6 protein-coding genes and 1 pseudogene are annotated in these 6,768 nt (G+C 72.1%); 2 read left to right on the top strand and 5 right to left on the bottom strand.

The window, feature by feature from the left end; translation table 11 throughout:
• Together B9S61_RS11760 and B9S61_RS11765 are read right to left on the bottom strand one after the other, a co-directional pair.
• Window positions 1-1,987: catalase (locus B9S61_RS11760; protein ID WP_103542206.1), on the bottom strand; the 1,987-nt coding region annotated here is incomplete at its 3' end.
• Window positions 1,988-2,286: 299 nt separating this feature from the next.
• The gene (locus B9S61_RS11765) at window positions 2,287-2,511 is read right to left on the bottom strand and encodes a hypothetical protein (protein WP_103542207.1); all 225 of its coding nucleotides are present in this window, start codon (window positions 2,509-2,511) and stop codon (window positions 2,287-2,289) included.
• A gap of 178 nt (window positions 2,512-2,689) precedes the next feature.
• Here B9S61_RS11765 and B9S61_RS11770 point away from each other — a divergent pair, with 178 nt between their 5' ends.
• Entirely contained in the window at window positions 2,690-3,163 is a 474-nt protein-coding gene (locus tag B9S61_RS11770; RefSeq protein WP_103542211.1) for a carboxymuconolactone decarboxylase family protein, read from the top strand.
• Between the two features lie 103 nt (window positions 3,164-3,266).
• Here B9S61_RS11770 and msrA read toward each other — a convergent pair whose 3' ends face one another.
• The gene (msrA, locus tag B9S61_RS11775) at window positions 3,267-3,779 is read right to left on the bottom strand and encodes a peptide-methionine (S)-S-oxide reductase MsrA (RefSeq protein WP_103542208.1); all 513 of its coding nucleotides are present in this window, start codon (window positions 3,777-3,779) and stop codon (window positions 3,267-3,269) included.
• A 125-nt stretch (window positions 3,780-3,904) separates the two neighbouring features.
• On the opposite strand from msrA, the gene B9S61_RS11780 reads away from it, so the two are divergent.
• Complete coding sequence (locus B9S61_RS11780) at window positions 3,905-4,837, top strand: phosphotransferase family protein (RefSeq protein WP_103542209.1); 933 nt, start codon at window positions 3,905-3,907, stop codon at window positions 4,835-4,837.
• Window positions 4,838-5,032: 195 nt separating this feature from the next.
• Here B9S61_RS11780 and B9S61_RS11785 read toward each other — a convergent pair whose 3' ends face one another.
• Window positions 5,033-5,473 carry an ATP-binding protein gene (locus tag B9S61_RS11785; RefSeq protein ID WP_103542210.1) on the bottom strand — a complete coding sequence of 147 codons (441 nt, stop codon included), beginning with the start codon at window positions 5,471-5,473 and terminating at the stop codon, window positions 5,033-5,035.
• Between the two features lie 90 nt (window positions 5,474-5,563).
• Window positions 5,564-6,547: pseudogene (locus B9S61_RS11790) on the bottom strand (alpha/beta hydrolase family protein); the annotation flags it as partial.
• Between the last annotated feature and the right edge of the window lie 221 nt (window positions 6,548-6,768).

Below are 6,768 nucleotides of genomic sequence, written 5' to 3' on the forward strand. Positions count from 1 at the left end.
CCGCCAGCAGTACGGCGTCGAACTCGACGGAGCGCGCGGTGACGTAACTGCGCTGTGCCGTCAGGGCGCTCGCGCCGGTACCGAGCGTGCCGCCGGTCGGCGCGACGACCAGCGGGACCATGCCGGCTTCGAGGACCGCGTCGCGTACCGCGTGCACCCCGTCGAGGTCACCGTCCGGGGCCGTGAGGATGCCGATGACGCGGCCGTCCACCGGCCAGGTCTTCCCGACCTGGGAGAGCGCCGGGCTCGGCGCGACGTCGGCGAGCGGCACGGTGGGCTCCGGTGCGGGCAGCCCGAGCCCTTCGGCGACGCCGGCGCACAGCTCGGGGTCGATGTTGGCCAGGACCTGGAGGGTCCGTTCCCTGATGGCCTCTTCGTAGCACTTGCCCAGCTCGAAGGTGTAGGCCCCGATGATGTGTTCGCGCTCCACGTGGCTCATGCTCAGCCAGAACCGGCGCGGCTGGCTGAAGTGGTCCGCGAACGACTCCGGCGCCTCGCGCACCTTCGACGCCTCCGGAATGCGCACCGGCGTCTCGATGAACGCCCCCGTGTCGGCGCCCGCGGTGAACGGGCAGCCGCCGTCGAGGGAGTTGGGCCGGTAGGGGGCCACGCCCCGGTGCACGGCGGTCTGGTGCATGCCGTCGCGCAGCATGTCGTTGACCGGCGCCTGGGGCCGGTTGATGGGCAGCTGCGGGAAGTTGGGGCCTCCCAGACGCGTGATCTGGGTGTCCAGGTAGGAGAACAGCCGGCCCGCGAGCAGCGGGTCGTCGGTGATGTCGATGCCGGGCACGAGGTGGCCGACGTGGAAGGCCACCTGCTCGGTCTCGGCGAAGAAGTTGGACGGGTTGCGGTCGAGGGTCATCAGCCCGATCGGCTGCACCGGGGCGAGCTCTTCGGGGACGATGTTCGTCGGGTCCAGCAGGTCGATGCCCTCGAAGGTCTGGTCCGGGGTGTCGGGGAAGGTCTGGATGCCCAGTTCCCACTGCGGGTACGCGCCCGACTCGATGGCGTCGGCGAGGTCGCGGCGGTGGAAGTCGGGGTCGTTGCCGTTGATGAGCTGCGCTTCGTCCCACACCAGGGAATGCACGCCCAGCTTGGGCTTCCAGTGGAACTTCACCAGTGTTGTGCCGCCCTCGGCGTTCACCAGGCGGAAGGTGTGGACGCCGAAGCCCTCCATCATCCGGTAGGAGCGCGGGATGCCGCGGTCGCCCATGAAGAAGATGGTGTGGTGGGTCGCCTCGGTGTGCAGCGAGACGAAGTCCCAGAAGGTGTCGTGTGCGCTCTGCGCCTGCGGGATCTCCCTGTCCGGGTGCGGCTTCGCGGCGTGCACCACGTCGGGGAACTTGATGGCGTCCTGGATGAAGAAGACCGGGATGTTGTTGCCGACCAGGTCGAAGACGCCCTCGCTGGTGTAGAACTTGGTCGCGAATCCGCGGGTGTCGCGCACGGTGTCGGCGGACCCGCGCGAGCCGACCACCGTGGAGAACCGCACGAACACCGGCGTCTCGACATCCGCGGCGAGGAAGCCCGCCTTGGTCACGGAGGCCGCTGTGCCGTAGCTCTGGAACACCCCGTGCGCGCCCGCGCCGCGGGCGTGGACCACCCGCTCCGGGATGCGCTCGTGGTCGAAGTGCATGACCTTCTCGCGCAGATGGTGGTCCTGGAGCAGTACGGGGCCGCGCGGGCCGGCCTTCAGCGAGTGGTCGGTGTCGTACAGCCGCGTCCCCTGCGCGTTCGTCAGATAGCTCCCGGACTGGGCCACCCTGGCCTGGTCGGCCCCGGTCGGCGAGCCGGTGGGCGAGACGGTGTCGGGGCCGCTCTGGTCGGGCTTGGGCGGCAGCGGGTCGCGGGGTTCGGTCGGCTCCGCCACGGTGGGCGGCTCGGATCCCGGCCGGCCGGGAATTCCGTCGGCGGGTGCGGATCCGGCACCCTGCAGGCTTTCGGTGATCTTCTTCGCTGCCCGCTTGACGGGGTTGGTCTCGCTCATGGGGGGTGACACTCCTCCGCTGGGGACCGGCCACGGACGGGGTGGCCGTGCGTTCAGTTGCCGACTGCGGGCGATCCGACGGAACACCGCACGGGAGTGGGCGCCGGGCAGTGCAAACGTCTCACGGTGGGGCATACCGCGCAGCGGGCGTGGCGCGTTGGGGTGAACTGCCCTTCCCGCAGCGTCCACGTCCCGCAATCCCTCCGCCCGCGCCCCGCCGAATCCGACCGCCCGGCCCGCGTACCCCCGAGGCGGGAGTCAAGGCATGGAGATCGGGCAGGCAGCGCGCGGCGGCGGTTTCAGAACAACTGGCCCTGCTCGGCCGTGCCGGTCCGGCGCGGGGCGCGGGGCGGGCCGGGGCGCCGTGGCGGGGTCTCCTCGCCGAACATCGGCTCGGTGCCGCACTCGTCGGGCTCGGCCGGCACCACGACGGGGCCCGTGCCCACGTTGAGGCACAGCGGGGCGTCGCGGTCGAAGTCCCCGGGCGTCATGTCCGTCCAGTCGCGTTCCCGACGCTCACTCACCGACGCTCCGCTCCCCGTTCACCGGGCCAGGTTAGCGGCCCTACGACGCCGGGCGGACGGCGCGCCGCACCGTGCCGACGGGCCAGGAGACGTACGTCACACCCGTGTTGCCGTCACACATGAGGGAGCCGGTCCGTCAGTGCGGTGCAACCCCGAAGAGCCGACCAAGGAGATCCTCATGAACCCGCGTCTCGATTTTTTCGGCAACGCCCTCGCCGCCAAGGTGATGCGGCACATCAACTCGGCGGGCAGGGCGGTGACGGACTCCGGGCTTCCGCACACCACCCAGGAACTGGTGAAGATCCGTGCCAGCCAGATCAACGGCTGTGGTTTCTGCACCGACATGCACGTCAAGGACGCCGCCGCGGCCGGCGAGACACCGGTCCGGCTCCATCTGGTCGCCGCCTGGCGGGAGGCCTCCGTCTTCACCGAGGCCGAGCGTGCCGCGCTGGAGCTGACCGAGCAGGGCACCCGGATCGCCGACGCGGCCGGCGGCGTCGGTGACGACGTCTGGGCGAACGCGGCCAAGCACTACGACGAGGACCAGCTCGTCGCCCTCGTCTCCCTCATCGCCGTCATCAACGCCTACAACCGCATCAACGTCATCAACCAGCAGCCCGCCGGCGACTACCAGCCCGGGCAGTTCGGCTGACCCGGCGGCCGGACGGCAGGCGGCCGGCCCGCTGCGGGGCCTTGACGAGAGGGCGCGCCGCCTGGCGTGCGCGCCCTCCGTCCGTGCGTCTGCGGTACCCGGGTCAGGACTCCGCGCGCTTCGGCAGACGCCAGCCCGGGCGTACGAAGTGACAGGTGTAGCCGTCCGGGTAGCGCTGCAGATAGTCCTGGTGCTCCGGCTCGGCCTCCCAGAAGGCACCGGCCGGCGCCACCTCGGTCACCACCGCGCCCGGCCACAGGCCGGAGGCGTCGACATCGGCGATCGTGTCCTCGGCGACGCGCTTCTGCTCGTCGTCGAGGTAGAAGATGGCCGAGCGGTAGCTCGCCCCGATGTCGTTTCCCTGCCGGTTCTTCGTGGTCGGGTCGTGGATCTGGAAGAAGTACTCCAGGATCGTGCGGTAGTCGGTGACGGCCGGATCGTAGGTGATCTCGATCGACTCGGCGTGGGTGCCGTGGTTGCGGTAGGTCGCGTGGGGCACGTCGCCGCCGCTGTATCCCACCCGCGTGGTCAGCACGCCCGGGAACGTGCGGATCAGTTCCTCCATGCCCCAGAAGCAGCCACCCGCGAGCAGCGCCCTCTCCTCGGTCCTCGTCATCTCGTCCGCCCTTCTCCCAGGTGTCCTGCGACGTACCTCAGTGAGAACCCCGCCGCGGACACCATTGTTCCGCCCGTCCCGGCTGCGCCGTACGGCGGGTCGGCCGCACCCCCTACTCTGCCCGCATGCTGGTCAACACGCGGGTGTGGGTGGAGAGGCAGTTGTCGGCGGGTGAGCGCGTCGAGGGGGTGACGGCCCTGAGAGGGGGCTGGACGTCGCAGATGCGCCGGCTCGATCTGCACGGGCCCGGGGGGCGGCGGTCGCTGGTGCTGCGGTCGTTCGTCAAACCCTTCTTCGTACGGCATGCGGAGGGGCTGCTGAGCCGTGAGGCGGCCGTGCTGTCCCTGCTCGGGGAGACGGACGTGCCGGCCGCCGCGCTCGTCGCCGTGGACGCGACGGCGCGGCACTGCGACCGTCCGTCCCTGCTGATGTCCCTGCTGCCCGGGACGGTACGGGTGGACGACCGGGGCGCCGGGGAACGTGCCGCACTGCTCGCGGGGCAGCTGGCGCGCGTTCACCGGGTACGGGTGAGCGCCCGGACCCGGCCCCGCGCCTATCAGCCGTGGACCTCCGCCGAGCGGGTGTGCCCGCCCGGGGACAGTCGGCGGCCGGAGCTGTGGCGGCGCGCCGTGGACGTCATCCGCCGGGAGCCTCCGGCGTACCGGGGGTGCTTCCTGCACCGGGACTTCCACCCCGGCAACGTGCTCTTCTCGGAGGACGGCGCCGGCCTGCGGATCGGCGGGGTGGTCGACTGGGTGGAGACCTCCTGGGGCCCGGCCGATCTGGACGTGGCCCACTGCGCGACGGCCCTCGCCCTGCTGCACGGAGCGGACGCGGGGATGCGTTTCGCCGACCTCTACGCCGCCGCGGGAGGGAGCCTGGCCGAGGACCCCGGTGCCCATCTCCACTGGCGGCTGCTCGACGCCCTGGCCTACGCGCCCGACGCGGAGAAGCTGGCCGGCCCCTGGCGGGAACTGGGCCGTACCGATCTGACGCCGGACGTGCTGACGGCCAGACTGGAGGAGTACGTGGAGGCCCTGCTCGAGCGCTACGGCTGACGCCGGTACACGCGGACGAAGCCGCTGCCCGGGCGGGCGGGCGGGCCCGGTGCCGGGCGACGCCGCCTGCCGTGCCTGATCCTCCCGGACGCACGCGCCGGACGGCGGTCGGCACCACTCCGTGGGACGCAGCCTGCGCGGCGGTGTCCGCCCTCGTCCGTCGCGGCCACAGGACGCGGATACGGGAGGTGCGGCTCAGGCGAGGAGGGAGATACGGGCGGTGATGCTCTTGCCGGCCGCCTCCTGGCGGACGTCCAGGGCCTGGGCGACGGCCATCACGATCTCCAGCCCGTGCTGGCCCACCCGGCCGGGATCGGCGTTCCTGGCCACGGGCGCCTCGGGATTGCCGTCGTGCACGATCACCTCGACGGAGTCGTCGTCGAGCCGCAGGTCCAGTCCGATGGGCCCCGGCGCGTACTTGCGGGCGTTGGTGACCAGCTCGCTCACCACGAGCTGGGTGACCTCGACGACGCGTATCGGCACCTGCGAGCCGTCCTCCTCCCGTGCCCGGGTCAGGAACGCGGCCGCGAGCTGGCGGGCCTGGGCTATCCATGCGCCGTCCCCGTCCAGGGCGTAGGAGGCCCGCATCCTGGGTGCCCCTGGCACCGACCCTTCGTCGACAGGAACTGGTTCCATCCGGTCCGCCTTTACTCACCGATCACACCGCGCGACTACCCGCATCGCTCCCCCGCACGCCACTGAAGTGTGACAGGTACCTCCGACATCTCAGTCCGCCAGGTGCCCCTCCATCCAGTCGGCGGCGCTCCGGCGGAACAGACGGCGGTTGTCGGCGCGGCGGAACTCGTGGCCCTCGTGGCGCAGCAGGAGGAGTTCGGCCTCGAGTCCGCGTTCCCTGGCCGCCCGTACGAACTGCTCGGACTCGCCCGGGGGCACGTTGCTGTCGTGCTCGCCGTGCACCGCCAGGACCGGGGCCCGCAGGGCGTCGATGCGGCTCATCGGCGACAGCCTGTGCAGGAGTTCCCGGTCGTGTTCCGGGTGCCCGTACTTGTGGGCGGCGGACTGGGCGATCCAGGGTTCGGTCCCGGCGAAGAAGGTGGCGAAGTCCGACATGCCGCAGACCGCCACACCCGTGCGGAACAGGTCCGGGTGCCACACCAGGGACGCCATCACCAGATAGCCGCCGTACGAGCGGCCCATCACGGCCATCCGCCGGGGGTCCGCCAGGCCCTGGACGATCACGTGCGCCGCGCAGTCGGCGACGTCGTTGATGGCATCGAAGCGCCCGGTGCCCAGGTCCGCGTCCACGAAGGAGCGGCCGTACCCGCACGAGCCGCGCACGTCGGGCGCGAACACGTCCAGTCCCCTGCCGAGCAGTTCGAGGTAGAGGGGTTCGAGTACAGGACGTTCCTGTTCCTCCGGTCCGCCGTGCAGGTGCAGGACACACGGCGCCGGTTCACCGGGCGAGCGGCCCGGGGCGCGGTAGTACCAGCCGCCGAGGGTGAGTCCGTCGCGGGCCACGGGGCTCATCGGCACCGGGCGCACGGGCGTGCGGCCCGCCGGGACGGCGTCCTCGTCGCGCGAGGACCACGGCGTGCGCAGGGGCAGCCCGTGCGGGAGCCACCACACGCCGGGGTGGCGCCGGGAACCGGACAGCGCGACGACGGTGATGTCCGGGTCGGCGGTGGGCGCGATGCGCGTGACCACCTCGTGGGGCAGATCGACAACCCGTCCGGCACCCGCCCAGGCGGGGCCCGGCTCCGCAGCGGTGTCCGCTTCGCCGTCGGGCAAGGATCCTGCGTACGGCCCGCCGACGGGCGGGGGGTCGGCGTACGGCCCGCCGACGGGCGACGGGCCTACGTCCCGTCCGACATGCAACGACGGGCCCGCCCCCGTTCCGCCGTCGGACACGGGGCCGTCGCCCGAACCGACCGGGGACGACGCGCCGGCCCCTCGCCCGTCACCGGGCAACA

This window comes from Streptomyces sp. SM1 (genome assembly GCF_002910825.1).
Lineage (GTDB): Bacteria > Actinomycetota > Actinomycetes > Streptomycetales > Streptomycetaceae > Streptomyces > Streptomyces okerensis.

What these genes read in the sequence shown, in the direction of transcription:
- B9S61_RS11785 (WP_103542210.1), bottom strand. Translation starts at nt 5,473, where the DNA reads ATGGAACCAGTTCCTGTCGACGAAGGGTCGGTGCCAGGGGCACCCAGG.
- msrA (WP_103542208.1), bottom strand. Translation starts at nt 3,779, where the DNA reads ATGACGAGGACCGAGGAGAGGGCGCTGCTCGCGGGTGGCTGCTTCTGG.
- B9S61_RS11780 (WP_103542209.1), top strand. Translation starts at nt 3,905, where the DNA reads ATGCTGGTCAACACGCGGGTGTGGGTGGAGAGGCAGTTGTCGGCGGGT.
- B9S61_RS11770 (WP_103542211.1), top strand. Translation starts at nt 2,690, where the DNA reads ATGAACCCGCGTCTCGATTTTTTCGGCAACGCCCTCGCCGCCAAGGTG.